Raw genomic sequence first — 21,528 nt, forward strand, 5'->3', positions numbered from 1 at the left:
TAAAGGGGTAAGTCATCTCTATCAGTTTATTGTAGGGAGGGGGTGATATGGATATCTCATCACTGTTGGCTATTTCTTTATTTGCTTTTGTTATGTCGGTAACGCCAGGGCCAAACAATGTTATGTTGTTAGCGTCAGGGGCTCAATTTGGTTATCAAAAAACATTACCACATGTTTTCGGAATTATTGCTGGGATTGCTTGCTTGTTAACCTCGGTTTTGCTTGGATTAGGCGCTGTGCTTGAACGTTTTCCTTCTTTTTATGACATATTAAAAGTATTAGGTAGTGTCTACCTTTTTTGGTTGGCGTGGAAAATAACTACTGCGTCTACTGATGGATCTGCTATGGGGAGTAAATCAGAAAAAAATAAACCCATGTCATTTCTAGGTGCAGCGTGTTTTCAGTTTGTGAACCCTAAAGCGTGGGCAATGGGAGTAGGTAGTATTAGCACCTTCACCTTAACGGGTGATCAATATCTGATTTCTGGTTTATGGATCATGTTGTGTTTTGCTGTGAACGGATTTGTGGCTATTAGCATTTGGGCTTATCTGGGTGTGGGCATTGCACAATGGTTGACCACTGCCAAACGTAAAAAGCGTTTTAATTACACTATGGGAGCAATGACAGTGGGCACGTTATTTTTTATTTTGAATTAAGTGATGAGGTTGGTAACAACCTCTTCCCTAAAATCGCATAAATAAGCTGGTATGGTATTACTTATATTTATGTAGGATTGCTTGCGGGATATGACAATAATCATCAGGATAGTGTTGTAATCTATCTTGGTGTTCCGCTGCACTTTTAATGTAGTTACTTAAAGGTAATACTTCAACGGCTATTTTAGCGCTATCGTCACGACTCTCAATGAACTGCTCTGCTATTATTAGGTGTTCAGCTTGTGTTGAGTAGATCCCTGTTCGATATTTTTCACCTTCATCGATCCCTTGTTTATTAATACTGTATGGGTTGATGATTTCAAAGTAACGTGCAATGAGCGTGTTTAAAGAGATAATATTTGGATTAAAATGCGTTTTTACACATTCAGTATAACCATCATAATCGCCGTCTAATGTTTGGGTTGCGCCATTTGCTCTGCCCACTTCAGTAAAGGTCACACCGGGTAAATGTCTTAAGTACTCTTGAACTCCCCATAAGCATCCGCCGGCTAAATAAATTTCTTGCACTGTATTTCCTATTCATTTTTTGGGTAGTTAAATAATGACAAGCAGTCTAAATAAATCATTAGTCATTTGCTAATCGTTTTTAAAATACTCATTGCTGAATTGGCACTAATATAAATTTATTTTTTGACTGTATTGCTCAAGAGTTAACTATTTCTATTGAAAAGCATAGTAAAAAGGGAGATTATCCATGCTTAATTAATGGTTATTAACACTTAATTGATAAACAAAGCGAATTGCCTAATGTAGAGCGGCAATCTAGTAAATGTAAACAATTGGATGAATTGTGTACAATTTTGTTAAATGTCGGCTTGCTACTGATAATGATAATCATATGGAGCCATTTTAGTCTCATTTTATTGAATTATATCGTTTTATCTGCGAGTTGAGTTGCTATCTATTTTTTATGTTTATAGTATATAATGTTACGTATGTTAAATTATTGTTATTATTAGAGGTATAAATGAGCCTGTATTTAGATTACTTAAATGAAATAGAAGACCGTAAAGTTCAAGGATTACATCCACTGCCAATTGATAAAGGTGAGCTATTAGCTGAAATCATCGAGCAAATCAAAGATACTGGTAATGAGCATCATAAAGACTCTCTTCATTTCTTCATCTATAACACTTTGCCTGGTACAACAAGCGCTGCGGGTGTTAAATCTCAATTCTTAAAAGACATTATCCTCGGTAAATCAGTAGTTAAAGAAATCACTCCTGAATTTGCTTTTGAACTGCTTTCACACATGAAAGGTGGTCCATCAGTTGAAGTGTTATTAGATTTAGCACTGTCTGACGACGCATCTGTTGCTCAACCTGCAGCACAAGTATTAAAAACACAGGTCTTCTTATACGAAGCAGATACTGAACGTCTTGAAGTTGCGTTTAAAGCTGGTAATGAAGTAGCTAAAGATATTCTTGAAAGTTATGCTCGAGCTGACTTCTTTACTAAATTGCCTGAAATTCCAGAAACAATCGATGTCGTTACTTATATTGCTGCAGAAGGTGATATTTCTACGGATTTATTATCTCCAGGTAACCAAGCTCACTCTCGTTCTGACCGTGAGTTACATGGTAAATGTATGATTTCACCAGAAGCGCAAGACGAAATTCAAGCGCTACAGAAGAAGTACCCTGGTAAAAAAGTGATGTTAATTGCTGAAAAAGGCACGATGGGTGTTGGTTCTTCTCGTATGTCTGGTGTAAATAATGTTGCACTTTGGGCCGGCGAGCAAGCTAGCCCATACATTCCATTTGTTAATTTTGCACCAGTTGTAGCTGGCACTAATGGTATTTCTCCTATCTTCTTAACAACGGTAGGGGTGACTGGTGGTATCGGTTTAGACCTTAAAAACTGGGTTAAGAAAGTAGATGCAGATGGAAAAACTGTTTTAAATGACAACGGTGACCCTGTACTTGAGCAAAAGTATTCTGTTGAAACGGGTACAGTATTAACGATTAATACTAAAGAGAAAAAACTATACAACGGCGATAAAGAGTTAGTTGACGTGTCATCTGCATTTTCTCCACAAGCGGTTGAGTTTATGAAAGCGGGTGGTTCTTACGCGATTGTATTCGGTAAAAAACTGCAAACATTTGCAGCTGAAACATTGGGCGTTCCACTAGAGTTGGTATACGCACCATCGAAAGAGATCTCACATGAAGGTCAAGGTTTAACAGCTGTTGAAAAAATCTTTAATAAAAATGCAGTTGGTGTGATGTCAGAAGCTGCACTGCATGCTGGCTCTGATGTTCGTGTTCAAGTTAATATTGTTGGTTCGCAAGATACAACGGGTCTAATGACTTCTCAAGAACTTGAATCTATGGCTGCAACAGTCATCTCTCCAATTGTGGATGGTGCATACCAATCTGGTTGTCACACTGCATCTGTTTGGGATGCTAAAGCACAAGCAAACATTCCTAAGCTAATGCAGTTCATGAATAAGTTTGGCTTGATCACTGCACGTGATCCAAAAGGTGTTTACCGCCCAATGACTGACGTTATTCATAAAGTATTGAATGATATTACAGTGGATGATTGGGCTATCATCATTGGTGGTGACTCACATACTCGTATGTCTAAAGGTGTCGCATTTGGTGCCGATTCAGGTACGGTTGGTTTAGCATTGGCAACGGGTGAGGCTACAATGCCGATTCCTGAGTCTGTTAAAGTAACCTTCAAAGGTGATTTAAAAGACCACATGGATTTCCGTGATGTAGTACATGCAACACAAGCGCAAATGCTAAAACAGTTCGGTGATAATGTTTTCCAAGGTCGTGTAATTGAAGTGCATATTGGCACATTATTATCTGATCAAGCTTTCACCTTTACCGATTGGACTGCGGAAATGAAAGCAAAAGCGTCTATCTGTATTTCACAAGATGAAACATTAATAGAGTCGCTAGAAATTTCGAAAAGCCGTATCCAAATCATGATTGATAAAGGGATGGATAACGAAGCGCAAACACTGAAAGGTTTAATTGCGATTGCTGACAAGCGTATCAATGAAATCAAATCTGGTGAAAAAGCGGCCTTATCTCCAGACAATAACGCGAAATACTTCGCTGAATTAGTGGTTGATTTGGACCAAATCGTTGAACCAATGATTGCCGATCCAGATGTAAATAACGAAGATGTTTCTAAGCGTTACACGCACGATACTATTCGTCCTGTGTCTTACTACAAAGGTGAGAAGAAGGTTGATTTAGGATTTGTTGGTTCTTGTATGGTACATAAAGGCGATATGAAGATCATTTCGCAGATGTTAAGAAATCTTGAAGATCAAAATGGCCAAATTCAATTTAAAGCTCCTTTAGTTATTGCGCCACCAACCTACAACATTGTTGATGAGTTAAAAGCAGAAGGCGATTGGGAGCTATTGAAGAAATACGCTGGCTTTGAATTTAATGATGACGCACCTAAGGAAGCGGCACGTACTAAATATGAAAACATCATGTATTTAGAACGTCCTGGTTGTAACCTATGTATGGGTAACCAAGAGAAAGCTGAAAAAGGTGATACAGTAATGGCGACATCTACTCGTTTATTCCAAGGTCGTGTTGTAGAAGATACTGAAGGTAAAAAAGGTGAGTCATTATTATCATCAACACCTGTGGTAGTGCTTTCAACAATCCTAGGTCGTACACCAACGATGGAAGAGTACAAAAATGCAGTGAAAGGTATCAAGCTTACTGATTTTGCTCCACCACTAGATGCAATGACAACTGAGCCAGTTGAGTTTATCCCTGTTAGTAATCTATAAACTAGTTTCTAGCTAACATTAAAAAGAGCTGTATCCGAAAGGGTACAGCTCTTTTTTATTATTTAATGTTTAATAAATAATACCGTTTTCATATTTTATAACCTGCTATTCTTGGTCTGCTAGGATGATTCTTTCTACAACAGATAACATATTATTTTCATTAATTGTCGGTGTTAAATACTGTGGATTATAGGGGGTACCAGCACGATCTATATATGCTGCTAACATGCCTGCAGACATTGCTCCGTGTGTATCCCAATCATGTGTGGCTACTAAACGTAATTCACTGATAGGCTTATTTAAATGTGTTGCAGCAAATTGATATACTGTTGGATCTGGTTTAAAACTCCCGGTTATTTCAACGGAAAGGATCTGATCAAAAGAGTCGCTTAATCCTGCGTTAGCGATCTGCTTTTCAATCAAATTAGTTGACGAGTTTGAGAAGGCAATAGTTTGATAGCCACTTTCGCGTAATTTTGCTAATGCTGGCTTAATATCATTATGTGCTTTCAAACTTGAAAAGGTTGATAAAATATCTTCTCGTACTTCTTTTGTCAGAGTAGCCTGAGTCTTTACTGCAATATTATCTAATACATTGGCGGCTAAAGTCGCAAATCCGGTTTTTAAACCAGTTACTGCGCATACTGTGGATGTGTGTAATAAGGTAGAAAACCATAGGCCCATTACTGATTCATCCCCAAATGCGTCAGCAAACTTAGGTTTTAATAAATTTAAGTTAAGCACTGTTTCATTAATATCAAATAGGATGGTATCGCGTTTCATATAAATTCCTTGGTTGTTAATTAATGGATATAGAAGGTGTTTTTATCAATGTTTTAGGTTTTAACTGTTGTTAAGTTCGGGGTTAATTTTTCCATTATTTCCGCGGCAACAAAGCCCGTAATAGTTATCAAAAACGCAGAAATATACAGCATAGTTGCCATTCCCCAATGTGTGATTACAAATCCATTAAAGGTTGTGCCAATTGCACCGCCTGTAAATAATCCAAAGGATGCTATAGACATAATAGACCCTTTCATTTCTGGAATTTGTTCTTGAATTTTGGCAATAAAAACGGGTTGGAATAGAATAAAACCTGCACCAAAACAGAATAAATATAAACAAAATAAAGCAGGACTTTGCGTATTAGCCAACCCCACCAATGCGACAGCAATTAACAGTCCATTAAATGGCATGTATCCTTTTTTCAATTTTAACCTTAGTCTCGGCATTATCTTTCCGGCTAGAATAATGCCTAAGCCAAAAGGCGATAACATTGCACCCACTGTAAATATGTCATAGTTAAAACGTTCACTGATTAATTGACCTGTGTAAGTAAAGATTCCAAAAACGGTGAAACCCATTATTATAAATAATGGCCAAAGTGCGATTACACCTTTGTTTGATAGTACTTTTTTATAGGTGGCAATAATGGTGACTTTATTACTGATTGGTTTATCCCTTTTAATGACTTTTAACATTACTAATCCAAGTATGAGCTCTAATACACCATACGTTAAATATACCAGTTTCCATGAGCCTAAATGCGCAATCGAACCACCGATCAATGTGGCAGTCGCGGTGCCTAAAAATCCATAAGACATTATTTTAGTCAGTACTTGAGGTCGCTCATTATCTGACGCTGCTTGTCCTAGGTAAGCTAACACAACAGGTAATAAGCCTGCTGCAAATGCCCCGTTTACAGATCTAAAAAATATTAATGAAGGTAAATCATAAGCCAATGCGCCTAAAATACTAAAAATGGCTGTCCCTAATGTGGAAACATGGATAATAAATACTTTTCCGTAACGGTCAGATAAAGGGCCAAACAAGATAGTAAATACACCAAAAGCTAGCATATAAGCTGTAACTGATGTTGCCGCAGCGTTGACACTAAAATCTAAATCTTCAGCAATGTTAACGATTAAAGGAGCAGCAGCGTAATTATCACCATTAGCAAAGAAAAGCAGCAAGCCTAATAAAAAGATAATTTGATTATTCATAATCTTCCAGTAACTAAACAATTGGTTAGAAACGAGGTGTGGAATTTGATCACCTTGTTTATTGGTTAATGTTTGTGAGTTGCACTTATCGCATTGAAAGTGAATTCAATATAGTCATGTACTTGTTCAATGGGGTGCACTTTTGATGCTGCTGATATAGATTGTTTTGTAATGATAAGATAATTTGCTTGCTTATTTGCTGTTGATTGGTCAAGGCCATGCTCTAGTAACTTATCAATAAATAGTTGTCGTTGATAATCAACAAAGGATTGAATTTCAGCGAGTACTTTAGTTTCTTTATGGCTATTTAATTGAGCACGAGTGTTAGACATTAAGCATCCTTTACTGCAATCCGTGTCATGATAAATATCTAAACAGTCATAAAAAAAAGCTTTTATAGCCATTAAGCCTTGATCACTTTGTTTTAATTTAATGATCGCTGGTGAATGAAGGGCTCGGTAGGCTTGTAAACTGGCAATAAATACACCTTGCTTACTACCAAAACTGGCATAAATAGAGAATTTATTAATACCCATTGTAGATTCAAGCAAGCTCATTGAAGTGTTGTGATAACCATTACGCCAAAAAAGCTGCGTCGCTTTTTCGATAACATGATTATCTTCATAACTCTTTTTGCGTGGCATATTTTACCTAAACGATCGGTTAGTTTAAATCTATTCTAGGGATCTTAAATAATTTTACAAGTGACTTTTCAAAGAGGAGATGAACTTTAGTAGGCATAAAAAAAGCACCAACGTTGATCGTCAGTGCTTTATATCAAATTAATTATTTATATATTAAATTAATCGTCTAGATTTTAACGACTAATTTACCTTTGTTAGCACCGGTCGCAAAAAGGTTTAAACCATCGATAGCAGATTCTAAACCTTCTAATACATGGGTTCTGTGTTTAATTTGGCCTGCCATCACATAAGGTGTTAGTTTTTCTAATAACGCTGGCACTTTATGGAAATGATCTGGCATGGTGAAGCCTTGTATAGTGATACGACGCTTAATCACATTTAACCAGCTTGGGCCGGGTGCCGGAACATCACTGTGATAATCAGATATCAGACCACACACTACAACGCGGCCATGTGCATTCATTTTATCTATTATCATATGCTGAATAGGGCCACCAGTATTTTCAAAGAATACGTCTATACCGTCTGGTGCTGCATCTGCTAATTGCTCTGCTAAGTTATCGCTTTTGTAATTAATCGCGGCATCAAACCCTAGCTCGTTGACGATCCAATCTGCTTTTTCTTGGCTACCGACAACACCAATCACACGTAAACCATCTGCTTTAGCTAGTTGCCCTACGATAGAACCAACTGAGCCAGCGGCACCTGTTACGATCAAGGTTTCACCTTTTTCTGGTTTACCCACGTTAAATAAGCCTTGTGTGGCAGTTAAACCTGGTAATGCAAATACAGATAAAATACTTTCATCTGGTAAGTCGGCAGTTACTTTATTTAGACCTTGGCCATCACCTAGGTAGTATTGTTGCCATCCCATCATACCCATGACACGATCACCTACAGTAAAATCTGGGTGATTACTAACGGTTACTTCACCAATACCTGAACTACGCATTACGTCGCCTAGCGCGACTGGCGGAATATAACTATTAGTATCAGGTGTCATCCAACCAAACATAGCTGGGTCAAGTGACATGTAGTTTTGTTTAACCAAAATTTGACCTGGTGCGACTTCAGGTAATGTTTTCTCAACGACTTCGAAAATTGATGAGTCCACATGACCACCCTCATGGTATTTAACGAGATTAATTGCTGTATATGTTGTCATGTTATCTTCCTCTTAATAAAAGCAAAGTTTATGTTGTTGAATCAACGAAAGTCAGTATGACAACTATTAATATCAAGATATATACCTTAATATGAGCATCTTTATTGTCTAAAAGACAATAATGTTGGTTTTTATATAGAGGAGCCTCAATTGGATCAACTACGTGCATTAAAGTATTTTGTTCAAGTCGTGGAAACTGGTAGTTTTACTAAAGCTGCAGAGATTTTTTCAGTGCCTCCTTCATCGTTATCACGTCGTATTGCAGACCTTGAAAAAAGTTTAGGCGCTACCTTATTAAAACGTTCAACACGGGTAATGGCACTCACTGAGATAGGGCAGCAATATTATCAGCAGGTAAGTGATGTATTAAGAACGCTTGAACTCAGTGATGAATCGGTCCGTGCTTATCAAACAACCCCAATGGGAGTGTTAAATATCAGTTCGACAGTGGGGTTTGGTGAAAAAGTGTTGTTACCCCTGTTGGATGAATTTTATAGTTTTTATCCGCAGGTCACGTTAAATGTGACGCTAAGCGATGAATTATCTACTCTTGCAAGAGATGAAGTGGACTTGGCTATTCGTGGTGGCTATGCACCAGATGAGCACGTGGTTGCCATTAAACTCATGGATAACGACTTTATTCCCGTTGCTGCGCCTAGTTACCTCAAAAAAACGGATAAAATAGAAGATGCACTGCAGTTGAAAGAACATCAGGGGTTATTTTTCAAAACACCTGCTGGTGCAACACCTTGGTTATGTGAAATAAACGGGCAATGGCATGATGTTTCAGCTGCACCTTATCTTATTACTAATAGTGGGGAGTGGTTATTAAGACAAACTATTGCAGGAAAAGGGATATTAATGATGCCAAGGTGGGCATTAAAGGAGCATCTTTTATCGGGTGAATTGGTCGAGTTGAATATTACGCCTCCATTAACCGTAACACAGAACCCTAACTTAGGCCTTTATCTGTTATATCAAAAACAACGTTATCAGGTTCCTAAGTTAAAAGCAGCAATCGACTTTATTGTAGCAAGAGTTAATGAACTTAAAATATAAGCCCTTTTTAAATAAGTAACTTTATCGACTTTACTTTATACGAATTATATTAAATAAGTTATCTTAATAAGCAAACTAGAGTCGTCGGTATGACTACATTAAAGGACGCATGTGGATTTACAACAAATTATTATTTCATTGCCTAATGCCGGAGATATTAGCTTTGAAAAGCTTATTACACAGAGTCTTATGGCTATTAACACAGTAAGCCTGTTCTTGACTTTAGTGATTATCCTATTCATTTTGCAACGATTGGTCTTTGCATCTAGCATGCGTTTGTTTGGCGGTAAGGCTATTTATATTAGCGCTTGGATTGGCACACCAATACATGAAATATCTCATGCTTTATTATGTCTTGTTTTTGGTCATAAAATTAAACGGATTTTATTGTTCAGTCCTGATCAGAAAGGCACGCTAGGCTACGTGACTCATTCATATAATAACCGCAATCTATGGCACATAATGGGCAATTTCTTTATCGCCATAGCTCCTTTATTCGGTGGGTTATTAGGTTTGTACCTTGCTAGTTGGTGTTTATTAGACAATGCCGATGCACTTTTTTTACTGTTATACAATGCGGTATTTGATGGTGTCAGTGAGTTGCATTACGAAAGTCTAGTAAAATTAGCTAATGCAGTGACTGAGGTTATCGAACAGGCATATATTAATGCACCTGTTAAAGTCATTTTCTGGGCGTATTGTTGTGCCGCTATCAGTTTGCATTTATCACCCTCTGCTGAAGATTTAAAGGGAATTAGTGGAGGGGTGATCGTGTTTGTTTTTATATGTTTGTTATTGATGTTAGCTAACCAATTTCTACAATTGACCTGGTTTACCCAAATAGGAAGCATGATTAACATGGTGTCTATTATTTATTTAATAGGTATTGTGTTGGCTAGTTTGCTCTTATTGCCACTGACGATAGGGTATCTATTCGTTCTCGCCTATCGTTTTAGATAATGCAAACAACTATGTTTTAGCTGTTTGCAAGTAAACTTAGAGGACAGCAAACTGTTTATTTTGAATGCTATGTAGGCGTTGACCCAATAATATAGCAGCAGTGGTTAAGCCAACCGTGATACCTATCCAGAAACCTACGGCACCCATTGGTTGGGTGAGCAAATTTGTCATTCCTAAAATATAACCTAGCGGTAAGCCTACCACCCAGTAAGAGATAAAAGTACGAATAAAGATTGCTGACATCTCTTTATAACCTCGTAATGCACCTGCTGCGACCACTTGAATAGCGTCTACACATTGATAAATAGCTGATAACAAAATTAATGTAATGGCTAATTCAATTACCTCTGAATTATGGGAGTAAAGCTCTGCTATCTGCTGTTTAAAGATGATGCTGAGTAGCGCTGTAATTATCGATAAACCTAAGCCAATAGCAAGGCCTGCATAGCTTGCTTGTTTTGCTCCGTTATTGCTTTGCTGCCCTAAGTTATATCCAACACGAATACTCACCGCATTGGCGATACTCATAGGCAGCATAAAGATCATACTTGAGAAGTTAATCGCAATTTGATGTGATGCCACTACATTTGCGCCTAATGGAGCAACTAATATTGCGATGGCAGCAAAAATAGTCACTTCAAAAAATAGGGCAACTGCAACTGGCAGACCTAATTTAGCGATATGGTAAATATGTTTGAAGTCGGGCTTAGTGAATTGTGTAAACAAAGGATAATGCTTTAGTTTTCGAGTGTAATAAACGTAAGCAGCTAATGCGATACACATGAACCAATAAACAATAGCTGTCGCAACACCACAACCTACACCGCCCATGGCAGGTGCACCCCATTCACCATAAACAAACATCCAATTTAATGGGATATTAAGTAATAAACCCAAGAAACCAATTACCATTGCTGGTTTAGTTAAAGATAACCCTTCAATATAGTTACGCAGCGATTGGAATATTAAAAAAGCTGGAATAGCAAAAATCATCGCATATAAATAGTGCGTTGTGATTTCTGCTAGGCGATCTTCTATTTCCATGATGACCATCAGAGAGCTGGCATTAAACAGGACGATGGCCACTGGAATACATAACAACAACGATAGATATAAACCTTGTTGTCCAGTTTTAGGAATGTTAATTAAATCATTAGCACCATGTGCTTGCGCCGTCAGTGGGATTAAGGCCATTAACACACCCACTCCAAAGAGAATACAAGGCAACCAAATACTAGCTGCAATTGCTACTGCTGCCATATCTGTAGCACTCACTCCACCGGCCATAACAGTATCCACAAAGCCCATTGCTGTTTGTGCAAACTGCGCGATAAATAATGGAAGGCTTAGTTTGATAATTTTTTTAGATTCAACAACAAATGGCACAGCGAACTCCGATAAAACAAAAACAGCGAGTGTATGATGACCAGCAATAGGGTGCAATTGAATTCTTACTTTAAATGTAAAAACCACATGGTTATTTGTCTTAGTTGGAAATTATAATTAATAGACTTATTTTTAATGGTGGTTTTGCTTTAAAAAAGAACAGTTGGAAGATGCTATAAAATTAGTTAAATACGTTAAAAATAGATGATAAGCCTCTTACTTTATTTAAAAAGCACAGCAACTTCTTTTTGAATAGGTAAACTATTATTTCCTCGTATTTATACTCACAGTATTAGATAGGTTAGTTATGAGTTTACAGTCACTTAAACACTTCTTTAATCCTAAGTCTGTTGCTGTTATTGGTGCATCCGTCAATATTAAGCGGGCAGGTTACTTAGTCATGAATAACTTGTTGGCGGCGGGCTTTAATGGCCCAATTATGCCGGTAACCCCAAAACATCGTTCAGTACATGGTGTCTTAGCCTATCAAAAAATTTCCGATTTACCGATCGTCCCAGACTTAGCGGTAATCTGCACTAATGAAGCCCGTATACCGGATATTCTTATTGCGTTGGCAGATAAAGGTTGTCGGGCTGCGATCATTGTCGCGACCGAAGGTCAAGCAAGCACTTCAAGTGAAATCTATCGTTTAGCAGCGAATTACCATATCCGTTTATTAGGTATGAGTAGTTTGGGGATTATTAGCCCGCATAGTTTATTAAATGCAAGTTTGGCGCATTGTAATGCATTACCCGGTAATATTGCTTTTGTCTCTCAGTCAGCAGCAGTGTGTACAACCGTATTAGATTGGGCGAGCAGCAAAGGCATTGGTTTCTCTGCTTTTGTTTCATTGGGGGATGCGAAGGATATCGGCTTCCCTGAGGTGTTAGATTACCTGGCACGTGATGCAAAAACACAGTCTATTTTGTTGTACATTGATAACATTGATAATGCCCGCGCTTTTGTATCTGCTGCACGTGCCATTGCACAACATAAAACAGTGTTAGTAATTAAATCTGGTAGCTCTTTATTAGGGGCTAAAGCGGCTGCTTTACATAGTCGAGGTTTATTTGGTCATGACAGTGTTTATGATGCAGCCATTAAACGTGCGGGGCTGTTACGTGTGCATGACTTACATGAATTATTTGCTGCCGTTGAAACTTTAGCTTATTCCAGAGCATTGCATGGAGAGCGTTTAGCAATTGTCAGTAATGGTGGTGGTTTGGGCGTTCTCGCCGTTGATAATTTGGTGGAGGAAGGAGGGCGTTTAGCAGAACTTGATGCACCGTTAATGGATAAGCTTAATGCCTGTTTACCTGCTAATTGGTCACATAACAATCCCATTGATATGATTGGTGATGCAGATCCAACACGTTATGCTACGGCGTTGAAACATCTAATGGATAGTGACCAAGTGGATGCTATTTTAATCATACATTCACCTTCAGCATTATCGAATAGTGAAGAGACTGCATTAGCAATTGTCGAAGCGATTAAACAGCACCCTAGACGTAAACAAATTAATATATTAACTAATTGGACTGGGGAAGCCGCGGCAAGGCCTGCGCGACAAATCTTTGCAAACGCTAAAATTCCTACCTTTAGAACTCCCACAGGGGCAAGTACTGCGTTTATGCATTTAGTGCAATATCGACGCAACAAAAAACTATTAATGGAAACACCAATCAGTGTTCCAGATCATATTATCTACGATGCAAAAGCAGCCACAGACTTCATCAAAGAGATGCTAATTGAGCGCAGCAAAGGAGAAAATGATCAACCCGTTAAACTCAGCACTTATTGTACAAAACCGCTATTCGATGCATACCATCTTAATACTATAGATACCCATATTGCTTTAGATATTACCGATGCTATTGAGAAAGCGAAAATCATAGGGTATCCCTTAGCGGTGAAGATAAATTCACCTGATATTCAGTTTAAATCCCAAGTCCATGGTGTGATGTTAAATATCAATAATGCGCGTGAACTTGATTCTGCCTTAAGGTCGATTAAAGAGCGTGTGAAGAAAGCCTTACCTGATGCTAAATTGACTGGATTTACACTGCAAAAGATGGTGGCTTCTGGTTTGGCCTTGGAGCTGCGCGTTATGATTAAACAGGATGCCATTTTTGGTCCTGTTATTGCTATTTCTCAAGATAGTGATACTAGGGATCTGCAAACAACATTAGAAAATGCTGTTGTAGCCTTACCGCCATTAAACATGGCATTGGCAAGGTATTTGGTTATTCAAGGCATTAAAGATAAAAAGATAAAAGTGAAGCAACAAGTTCAAGACTTTGATATGCAGGCCGTTTGCTTAATGCTCACACAACTGTCACAAATGTTATTAGATAATCCACAAATAGAAGATTTAGATTTAAATCCGGTATTAGTGTCGGGGAATAATGTCACAATCGTGGATAGCCAAATAACGTTAATACAGAGTGAGGCAAATTTACCCTGTCGGTTTGCGATTAGCCCATACCCTAAACACCTTGAAGAAATCATCGATCTAAAAAATGGACAAACTATTCTGTTGAGGCCTATTACCGCTGAAGACGAAGTTCGCCACCAACTTTTTGATAATAGCCAAACTAAAGAAGATCGCTATAAACGTTATTTCTCACAGCGTGGCTCCATGACCCATGAAGAGATGGCAATGCTGACTCAAATAGATTACGAAAGAGAGATGGCTTTTATTGCCGTTAATTATAGTCATGAAGAAGAACAAGATATTGTTGCAGTGATTCGCGCGTCTACTGATCCCGACAATATTGAAGCTGAATTTGGTATGATAGTAAGCCGAGATTTACAAGGGTTAGGTATGGGATCATTATTGTTGAATAAGATGATTGCTTATCAACAGTCTAAAGGCACTCGTTATTTAGTAGCGATGACCATGTTAAATAATATTGGTATGGCCAAATTAGCTAAAAAACTCGGTTTTAAAATAGAGCGTGATATCGAGGAGGGCATTATTAATATGCATATGGAACTTACAAAGTGAGGATAAGTCTGATACAAATATACAGCCTTGATTGATGTTAGCCGTATCACCATTGTGTAGAGTGGATAAACGGTGATCAATTTTCCCTATTTGTAATTGATTGTTAACGATAAAAAAAGAATATACGTAAATACAATGTCGTGGTTATAGCATTAGCATTAAATAAGTTGTTTTATTTTTACGTCGTAAATAATACTTAATTCTATTGGTAAGTTGCTGCAAAAAAGGATTATTCCCCTTTTGCTATTTATAAAGTAGATAAGTTGTTAACCAGTAAAATAGACAATGTAAAGAGTGTGATTGTTATTGATATACAAATAAGGCTTAGTAAATAAGTCGCCTTCTTGTATATTAACCGTATTAATTTCCCTGATTTAAGAGTGTATAAAAATGAGCCAGTCTGACTCTCTCGTAGAAGAAGTTATCGAAAGAAATCCGCAAGAAAAACACCTTAGTGATTACCGTCCATCAGATTACACTATCTCCACTATTGACCTTGAGTTTGATCTGTTTGATAACCAAACTAAAGTAAAAGCAGTAAGCCAAGTTAAACGTGTTAGCACAGATGTAACACCACTATTTTTATTTGGTGAAGCATTAACCCTCGTTTCTCTTTTGGTGGATGGTACTGAATACTCTGATTACCAATTAGTCGAAGATGGCATTATCATTAATCAATTGCCTGCTTCGTTTACCTTAGAAATTAACACTGAGATTGACCCCGTGGCCAATCAAGCATTTGAAGGCTTATATAAGTCAGGTGATGCGTTCTGTACACAATGTGAAGCAGAAGGTTTCCGACGTATTACCTATTATTTAGATCGTCCTGATGTATTAGCAAAATTCAGTACTAAAGTGATTGCCGATAAAGCCTTGTACCCGTATTTATTATCAAATGGTAATCAAGTGGATCAAGGTGATTTAGAAAATGGTCGTCATTTTGTTTCATGGGTTGACCCATTCCCTAAACCCGCTTACCTATTTGCACTCGTGGCTGGTGACTTTGATTGCTTAGAAGATAACTTTATTACCAAAAGCGGCCGTGATGTAAAACTTGCTCTGTTTGTTGATAAAGGTAACTTAGATAAAACTCAGCATGCGATGGTATCGCTGAAAAAATCAATGCAGTGGGATGAACAACGCTTTAATCTAGAATATGACCTAGATATCTACATGATTGTAGCCGTTGATTTCTTCAACATGGGTGCCATGGAAAATAAAGGCTTAAACGTTTTTAACTCTAAGTTTGTATTAGCGAATTCACAAAGTGCAACTGACCAAGATTACCTAGGCATTGAAGCTGTGATTGGCCATGAATATTTTCATAACTGGACGGGTAACCGTATTACCTGTCGCGATTGGTTCCAGTTGAGTTTGAAGGAAGGTTTAACGGTATTCCGAGACCAAGAATTTAGCTCTGACCTAGGTAGTCGTAGTGTTAACCGTATTGCTAATGTTATGACCATGCGTGACCATCAATTTGCTGAAGATGCAGGGCCGATGTCGCACCCAATTCGTCCAGAAAGTGTGATGGAAATGAACAACTTCTACACCTTAACGGTATACGAAAAAGGTTCTGAAGTGATCCGTATGATGCATACTTTATTAGGTGAAGAGAAGTTCCAACAAGGTATGCAGCTGTATGTGCAACGTTTTGATGGTCAAGCGGTCACTTGTGATGACTTCGTTGCTGCAATGCAAGATGCCAGTGGTATTGATTTATCATTGTTTAAGCGTTGGTATTCTCAATCGGGTACACCACAAGTATATGTTACTGATCATTACAATAGCAGCAACCAAACTTATCAAATAACTTTTAAACAGAAAACGTTACCAACAGCAGATCAAAAGAAAAAATTGCCGTTACATATTCCTGTTGATATTGAGTTGTTGGACAGTAACGGTAATGCCATTGAATTATTACCGGGGAAAACTAACCGTGTATTAAGTCTCACTCATACAGAGCAAACTTTCGTATTTAAAAATGTGTTAACTAAGCCTGTGCCATGTTTATTCCGTGGTTTCTCTGCTCCTGTTAAATATCAATACGCTTACAGTGATGAGCAGTTATTGGATATTATGAGTTTTGCTAGCGATGAGTTTTCTCGTTGGGATGCAGGACAAACTTTATTTAATAAATATTTAGTGAAAAACGTTAAAGCGTTACAGAATGCAGAAATGCTATCGTTACCTGAAATCTTTATTGATGGTTTCAAATCTGTATTAGTTAGCGAAGACTTAGATCCTTCTTTAGTCGCCGATATGTTTGCTTTCACCAGTGAAAATGGGGCGCGTGAATTATTCGATGTTGTAGATATTGATGCAATTCACACAGCACGTGACTTTATGCTGCAAGAGATCGCAACGCAATTACATGAACTATTTGTAGATACTTACCTGCGTCATAACGAGTTAAAAGCGTATCAGCCAGATATTGAAGATATTGCTAAACGTAAACTAAAAAATAGTGCGCTGGCATTTATTGCTCGTGTAGATAAAAAGTTAGCCAATGAGTACGTGTTAGCACAGATTGCTGCATGTAATAACATGACTGACTATCTTGGTGCGTTAAATGCGGCAAATAGCGGGTTATTAGATTGTCGTTCAACTGTGATGCAAGCATTTGATGATAAATGGTTTGAAACAGGTTTAGTGATGGATAAGTGGTTTGCACTACAAGCAAGTATGCCTTCTGATAACGTACTAAAAAATATTGAAGCATTATTTAATCATCGTAGCTTTGATTTTAGCAATCCAAATCGCTTACGTTCATTAGTTGGAGCATTTGCACAAAATAATACGTATCGTTTTCATAATCTTGATGGTAGCGGCTACGAGTTCTTAACGGACCAATTGATTAAGTTGAATAGTCAGAACCCACAAGTAGCATCTCGTTTAATTACACCATTAATTCAATTTAAACGTTTAGATGAAAAGCGTATAGAGCTAATTAAAGTGCAATTAAATAGATTGCTAGCATTGCCAGATTTGGCTGTTGATTTATATGAGAAAGTGACAAAGGCATTAGCACAGTAGATAAAATTAAGGCCAATTAGGTAATCTAATTGGCCTTAACTAAAGCAATTAATTATTGATCGTTATGTAATGATTAATCGGGAGTCTTAAAACTTATACTCAATACCAGCTAATAACTCTGCTTCAATTAAGTACCCATCTGAACAATCATCACCACTACAGAAAGACTCTGTATGTCCTTCACGTAGCAATGTCCCGTAAACTCTAAAATCACTACGAAGGGCAAAATGTTGGCTTAATTGGTAACGCATACCTACAGCAGCACTGGCAGAGAAAGCATAACTAGTATCAACTTCACTTTCTGACTCTGAAATTCTCGTACCGCCTATTCCTAGAGCAATACTGGTAGAAAATGGAGAAATATCTTGAAATAAAATACGTCCGCCAAAGTGTAAATGTTGAAGATTAAGTTCAATATCATTAACTGAACTTTTACTATTAGATAGTAATAATTCACCTTCTGAATTTTCGGCATAAGACCAATTTAATGCTAATGCTTGAGCAAAATGAGTCTCTCTCTGTGAGTCCTGTAATTCACTTCCATCATTGTACTTCAAATCAATACGCGCACCTAAAAATCCAGTGACACTAATGTAATCATTATCATAAGCAGATTCTGGCTCAACTAAACGTTCTGCAAACACTGGAGATGACAAAGCTGTTAATAGTAATGTTGAAATTACTTTTTGATGTATTTTCATGCAATATCCATATTCTAAATTAATGTACTGACAATAAGAGAGTTGTTATCACAAACAATAGAATAAAGTAAATTCTATATAAATTCGAATTATTTATTCTTATCTTAATGTTTCTTGTAATACTTTCGTTTTTTCCATTTCTGAACTGAGCTATAGCGCCAAAAAAATGTAAAGCCCCAGTAACCAAGTAAAGCGGAAATACTGCCTAAAATGACACATCCTACAAACAAAGGCGGTGCAATTGTTTCAATTGCATTCACTATCCAGTGGTAGGAAAGTTTGAAATGAAAGTCGAGCAGTGGCGCTTGTAAGATAAAAGCACCTAAGCGATAAGCGCAATAAAATAGTGGTGGCATAGTTAGTGGGTTAGATACCCAAACTAGTGCCACTGAAATTGGCAAGTTAACCGAAAAAAACATGGCCAAAAAGGCAGCAAGTAGCATTTGAAATGGCATCGGCATCCAAGCACAAAATAAGCCTACGGCAACCGCTCCGGCAGCACTACGTCGGTTTAGGTGCCATAAATTTGGATTTTGTAGTTTAGAACCAAAACGTTGTAAGTGAGGGTGGGCCTTTAACGTCTCTGGATTTGGGGAAAAACGTTTAATAAATTTTTTTGGCATATAATTAAACTTTATCTACTTAAATGGAAAGAAATGCGCATAACAATAAGTCTGTCTATTGTTACTTTTATTACTACTCTATTTTGGCCACAGTTACTAAATGGGAGTGGGCTACTTAGTTGTGCCTTAATTATAATCACTTTAATGTGCTGGCCAAGGTGTCGCTATCTAACCATTGTACCTGCGACTGCAGTATATTTTAGTCTGTTTGTTTATATCACTATGTTGGGCGTCAGTCTTCCAACAACATCCCATAATAGCACTCAAGTAGATAATTTATTAAGTAATAATCATCAATCCTTAATGAGTTTTATCTCTGAGAATAGTAAGGCAGAAGACAATACCATAACAGTGCAGGTGAAATCATTAATCAATACAAAAAATAGTGGTTATTTTGTTGCTCGTATCACCGCTCTCAATAATCAAACCTGTATTCTTTGCCCTTTAGTTGAAATGCGCTGGTTTAAACCGACATTAATGGTACAAGCAGGCCAAGTTCATCAATTTAAGGTGCGTTTAAAAGCATTACAGGGAAATGCAAATCCATATGGTTTTGATAGGCAAAAATGGCGGTATTCCCAGCACATTGCTTATATTGCTTCTATTAAACAACATTTAGAGGTTGTTCAGTCAACACAGTCATTACGATCCCGTTTATACAATAAAGTGTTAATACTTACAGAGTCAATGAGGCACCAAGGGGCTATTATAGCCTTAATTTTTGCTGATAAAAGTTTAATCAATGCCGAAGATAAAGCCGTTATTGCAGGTTTAGGTGTTGCACATCTGTTTGCTATTTCAGGATTACATATTGGTTTGTTATTTGTGTTTACCTTCATCGTACTGCATCAGCTTTGTAAATTAAGCTTACCTGTTGCTTATTTAGGTTGGGTTTCCTGGCGGATCGCGAACTTATTTGGGTTATTTGTCTGCATTCTATATGGTTATATATCTGGCTTTTCGTTACCTACTCAGCGTGCATTATTGATGTTATTGCTAGGCATTATTATGTTGTCCAGTAAACGAAAAATTAGTTTGTTTGATCTTCTGTTCTTCTGTTTTTGGTTAATGCTCTTGTTTGACCCATTAGCGATTTTAAGTAGTAGTTTATGGCTCTCTTATACTGCAATGAGTGGGATTGTCACTTTTCTATGGGTAATGAAAGGTAAAGCACTACAACGAAAAGAGCAGGTGTCTTGGTGGAAATCGTTAGTCGCCTCGAGTTTATTAGTGATCAAAAATTTACTGCTATTACAATTGATGTTAACGATATTTATGTTACCTATTCAATTGATAAACTTTTCTGCTTTTAGCGTTTTTTCATTATTGATTAATCTTATTGCTATTCCGTTATTTTCTTGGCTAATTATACCTGTTGTTTTGTTTGGTGCTTTACTAGCGTTGTTCTTTAACACTGTAAGTTATTGGGTATTAGGGATTGCAAATGAATTGCTAGTTTTGTTCTTTGACTATGCAAGTCCATTAGCAGGTGGCTACCAAGTCTTATCAAAGTCTGCCGTCGCGGTTATATTAAGCTGTCTTGTCATGTTGTTATTAATATTATTGGTTTATTCATATAGTCATTTATTGACAGTAAATAGGCTATTACAACGAGGAATAATTGGCTTCAGTTTGTTATTTTTAGCTATTCGCTGGTTTGAGATTGAATATAAAAAGCGTTCTACTTGGCAAGTGGAAGTCTTCGATGTCGGGCAAGGACTAGCCATTTTAGTGAGTAGTGAAGGGCAATCTTTTTTATACGATACGGGACCTAGTTTCGGGGAGCATTTTGCTGTAGCTAATAGTACTATTTTACCTTATTTGAGAGCAAAGGGAGTTAAGCAACTGCAGACTTTAATGGTCAGCCATAGTGATAACGACCATGCGGGTGGAGCTGCATTGATTCAACGAGAGTTTGATATCTATAGGGCTTACTCAGGGGAGGCAATGACCCTTAATAAAGGTTATCAATTGCCTACAGAGGTTAAGTACCAGCAGTGTTTAACAGGCCAAGTCATTAAGTTAGGGAAATTGACTATGACCGTTATGTCACCGAACAAAATAGGGAAAAACAATAATGATAACTCATGTGTAGTGAAAGTTAGCGATGGTCATATTAATGTCTTATTGACTGGTGATATTAGTCATAAGATCGAACAGCAGTTAGTAAAGCAACAAGATAAAACGATACCATTACTTAGGGCTGATATATTGATTGCACCACATCATGGAAGTAAAACATCATCAAGTACAGACTTCATTGAACAAGTGGATCCCAAGTGGGTGGTTTTTTCTGCTGGTTATAAAAATCGCTGGCGTTTTCCTATACAATCGGTGGTGCAACGCTATCAGCAGCGAGAGATTGCACATTTAACAACCGCTAAAACTGGATTTATTCGCTTTAATGTGCAAAATCAGCATATTGAAGTAAAAACTTATAGAGAAGATCTTGCTGCTTATTGGTATCATCAGCATCTTGCATTCTAAATCTCTTA

The 21,528-nt window shown here is 37.4% G+C and carries 15 protein-coding genes; 7 read left to right on the forward strand and 8 right to left on the reverse strand.

Annotated features, from left to right (window positions below; genetic code table 11):
• Positions 1-47 precede the first annotated feature (47 nt).
• A complete protein-coding gene (locus OW492_RS01180) occupies positions 48-656 on the forward strand; it encodes a LysE family translocator (protein WP_290037861.1) in 609 nt (202 codons plus the stop codon).
• Positions 657-713: 57 nt separating this feature from the next.
• On the opposite strand, the gene OW492_RS01185 is transcribed toward OW492_RS01180, so the two are convergent.
• Positions 714-1,184 (reverse strand): peptide-methionine (S)-S-oxide reductase, encoded by a 471-nt coding sequence (locus OW492_RS01185; protein WP_290037863.1) that lies wholly within the window; start codon positions 1,182-1,184, stop codon positions 714-716.
• A gap of 460 nt (positions 1,185-1,644) precedes the next feature.
• Between OW492_RS01185 and OW492_RS01190 the strand changes: the two genes are divergently transcribed.
• Positions 1,645-4,446: a bifunctional aconitate hydratase 2/2-methylisocitrate dehydratase gene (locus OW492_RS01190; RefSeq protein WP_290037864.1), complete on the forward strand. Its 2,802-nt coding sequence runs from the start codon at positions 1,645-1,647 to the stop codon at positions 4,444-4,446.
• A gap of 105 nt (positions 4,447-4,551) precedes the next feature.
• On the opposite strand, the gene OW492_RS01195 is transcribed toward OW492_RS01190, so the two are convergent.
• From OW492_RS01195 to OW492_RS01210, 4 genes are all read right to left on the reverse strand, one after another.
• Complete coding sequence (locus tag OW492_RS01195) at positions 4,552-5,229, reverse strand: haloacid dehalogenase type II (RefSeq protein ID WP_290037865.1); 678 nt, start codon at positions 5,227-5,229, stop codon at positions 4,552-4,554.
• A gap of 53 nt (positions 5,230-5,282) precedes the next feature.
• Positions 5,283-6,449, reverse strand: a complete 1,167-nt coding sequence (locus tag OW492_RS01200) for an MFS transporter (RefSeq protein WP_290037866.1) — start codon at positions 6,447-6,449, stop codon at positions 5,283-5,285.
• Between the two features lie 65 nt (positions 6,450-6,514).
• On the reverse strand, positions 6,515-7,093 hold the full coding sequence (locus OW492_RS01205; RefSeq protein WP_290037867.1) for a TetR/AcrR family transcriptional regulator: 579 nt from the start codon (positions 7,091-7,093) through the stop codon (positions 6,515-6,517).
• 166 nt (positions 7,094-7,259) lie between these two features.
• Positions 7,260-8,258 carry an NADP-dependent oxidoreductase gene (locus OW492_RS01210; RefSeq protein ID WP_290037868.1) on the reverse strand — a complete coding sequence of 333 codons (999 nt, stop codon included), beginning with the start codon at positions 8,256-8,258 and terminating at the stop codon, positions 7,260-7,262.
• A 150-nt stretch (positions 8,259-8,408) separates the two neighbouring features.
• On the opposite strand from OW492_RS01210, the gene OW492_RS01215 reads away from it, so the two are divergent.
• A complete protein-coding gene (locus OW492_RS01215) occupies positions 8,409-9,317 on the forward strand; it encodes a LysR family transcriptional regulator (RefSeq protein ID WP_290037870.1) in 909 nt (302 codons plus the stop codon).
• 111 nt (positions 9,318-9,428) lie between these two features.
• Entirely contained in the window at positions 9,429-10,277 is an 849-nt protein-coding gene (locus OW492_RS01220; RefSeq protein WP_290037872.1) for a M50 family metallopeptidase, read from the forward strand.
• Positions 10,278-10,313: 36 nt separating this feature from the next.
• On the opposite strand, the gene OW492_RS01225 is transcribed toward OW492_RS01220, so the two are convergent.
• Entirely contained in the window at positions 10,314-11,750 is a 1,437-nt protein-coding gene (locus OW492_RS01225; RefSeq protein ID WP_354669209.1) for an MATE family efflux transporter, read from the reverse strand.
• Between the two features lie 220 nt (positions 11,751-11,970).
• Between OW492_RS01225 and OW492_RS01230 the strand changes: the two genes are divergently transcribed.
• Positions 11,971-14,673, forward strand: coding sequence for a bifunctional acetate--CoA ligase family protein/GNAT family N-acetyltransferase (locus OW492_RS01230; RefSeq protein ID WP_290037874.1), 2,703 nt, complete (start codon positions 11,971-11,973; stop codon positions 14,671-14,673).
• A 390-nt stretch (positions 14,674-15,063) separates the two neighbouring features.
• Positions 15,064-17,709, forward strand: a complete 2,646-nt coding sequence (pepN, locus tag OW492_RS01235; protein WP_290037876.1) for an aminopeptidase N — start codon at positions 15,064-15,066, stop codon at positions 17,707-17,709.
• A gap of 86 nt (positions 17,710-17,795) precedes the next feature.
• Here pepN and OW492_RS01240 read toward each other — a convergent pair whose 3' ends face one another.
• Positions 17,796-18,410: a hypothetical protein gene (locus OW492_RS01240; protein WP_290037878.1), complete on the reverse strand. Its 615-nt coding sequence runs from the start codon at positions 18,408-18,410 to the stop codon at positions 17,796-17,798.
• Positions 18,411-18,514: 104 nt separating this feature from the next.
• On the reverse strand, positions 18,515-19,033 hold the full coding sequence (locus tag OW492_RS01245) for a DUF2062 domain-containing protein (protein WP_290037879.1): 519 nt from the start codon (positions 19,031-19,033) through the stop codon (positions 18,515-18,517).
• Positions 19,034-19,066: 33 nt separating this feature from the next.
• Between OW492_RS01245 and OW492_RS01250 the strand changes: the two genes are divergently transcribed.
• Entirely contained in the window at positions 19,067-21,520 is a 2,454-nt protein-coding gene (locus OW492_RS01250; RefSeq protein WP_290037881.1) for a DNA internalization-related competence protein ComEC/Rec2, read from the forward strand.
• Positions 21,521-21,528: the final 8 nt, after the last annotated feature.

Source organism: Psychromonas sp. 14N.309.X.WAT.B.A12, from assembly GCF_030397575.1.
Taxonomy (GTDB): Bacteria; Pseudomonadota; Gammaproteobacteria; order Enterobacterales; family Psychromonadaceae; genus Psychromonas.

What these genes read in the sequence shown, in the direction of transcription:
- OW492_RS01230 (WP_290037874.1), top strand. Translation starts at nt 11,971, where the DNA reads ATGAGTTTACAGTCACTTAAACACTTCTTTAATCCTAAGTCTGTTGCT.
- pepN (WP_290037876.1), top strand. Translation starts at nt 15,064, where the DNA reads ATGAGCCAGTCTGACTCTCTCGTAGAAGAAGTTATCGAAAGAAATCCG.
- OW492_RS01245 (WP_290037879.1), bottom strand. Translation starts at nt 19,033, where the DNA reads ATGCCAAAAAAATTTATTAAACGTTTTTCCCCAAATCCAGAGACGTTA.
- OW492_RS01205 (WP_290037867.1), bottom strand. Translation starts at nt 7,093, where the DNA reads ATGCCACGCAAAAAGAGTTATGAAGATAATCATGTTATCGAAAAAGCG.
- OW492_RS01210 (WP_290037868.1), bottom strand. Translation starts at nt 8,258, where the DNA reads ATGACAACATATACAGCAATTAATCTCGTTAAATACCATGAGGGTGGT.
- OW492_RS01180 (WP_290037861.1), top strand. Translation starts at nt 48, where the DNA reads ATGGATATCTCATCACTGTTGGCTATTTCTTTATTTGCTTTTGTTATG.
- OW492_RS01240 (WP_290037878.1), bottom strand. Translation starts at nt 18,410, where the DNA reads ATGAAAATACATCAAAAAGTAATTTCAACATTACTATTAACAGCTTTG.
- OW492_RS01200 (WP_290037866.1), bottom strand. Translation starts at nt 6,449, where the DNA reads ATGAATAATCAAATTATCTTTTTATTAGGCTTGCTGCTTTTCTTTGCT.
- OW492_RS01250 (WP_290037881.1), top strand. Translation starts at nt 19,067, where the DNA reads ATGCGCATAACAATAAGTCTGTCTATTGTTACTTTTATTACTACTCTA.
- OW492_RS01195 (WP_290037865.1), bottom strand. Translation starts at nt 5,229, where the DNA reads ATGAAACGCGATACCATCCTATTTGATATTAATGAAACAGTGCTTAAC.
- OW492_RS01190 (WP_290037864.1), top strand. Translation starts at nt 1,645, where the DNA reads ATGAGCCTGTATTTAGATTACTTAAATGAAATAGAAGACCGTAAAGTT.